This window comes from Vibrio sp. 811 (assembly GCF_033339195.1).
The window spans coordinates 1-844 of the sequence record NZ_JAWOUB010000232.1 but is presented as its reverse complement, the minus strand read 5'-3'; the positions used below and the strand labels follow the sequence as shown (position 1 = coordinate 844).

At 50.2% G+C, this 844-nt stretch carries 1 protein-coding gene and 1 pseudogene; both read left to right on the top strand.

The features are described 5' to 3' along the window. Positions 1-361, top strand: a 361-nt coding sequence (locus R7Q46_RS26035) for a hypothetical protein (protein WP_318078062.1), incomplete at its 5' end; no start/stop codon positions are given. 218 nt (positions 362-579) lie between these two features. Then, positions 580-844 (top strand): annotated as a pseudogene (locus tag R7Q46_RS26030) (copper transporter); the annotation flags it as partial.

The following is an 844-nucleotide window of genomic DNA, read 5'->3' as shown; positions in this document are numbered from 1 at the left end:
GGTATCTAGCGTGGTTAACAGCGCGCCTTTAATGAGTATCAAAATGATGTCGAGTGGCGCTATGATGCCTGAACACATGACAGAAATGGCAAGCGCGAACGATCACTGTGGCTCCCCGAGCATGAGCATGGAGATGGCCTCATCGTTGAGCTCCGACTCTACAGAAATGACCATGAGCTGTGTTGATGGCTCCGGCATGATCCACAATTGCTGCACAGCATCTTGTTCATTCGTTGTCGTCCCGTTACCAGCCCCTGTCAGCCAGCTATCCCCACTGGCTTATCGCGCATCCATTGCCTCAGAAATCACCGCACCAGTGGTACAAGTCACCCATGATTTGTATCGGCCTCCGATAGTTTAATCCATACAAAGCATTCGACCCTGCATCCCTTTGCAGGCAGTTTCTTTGCGCCCAACTGATAGCGTGCTCACCTCAGCTATTCGCTCGTAACTCCATTTGTTACCTGCTATTTGGCGATAAAAAAGCACGTCATCCGTTTGGCAAACACCAACGCTCTCCCGCTCGGTTCAATCGTTCCCGAAACGCAAAAGAGCTTGGTATCAATTTGGATGTAAATTATGGAATTCAACCCAAATCGCTTAGTGGCACCAGTATGCTCACTGGCTCTGGTTGCCCTACCGGCTTTCAATGTGGTGGCGCAATCGCCAACCAATACGAAAGCACAACAAGAAGCGCAAGCTCAATCAATCCAAGCCCAATCAACCAATGAGCTAGCAAACCTCATTAGCGTTGCATTGAGCAACGATGGCAACCGCAAGCAGTTCTATGCTCAATCGGAAGCGATGCGTGAAACAGGCGTAGCCAGCGCAACCTTGATGGACC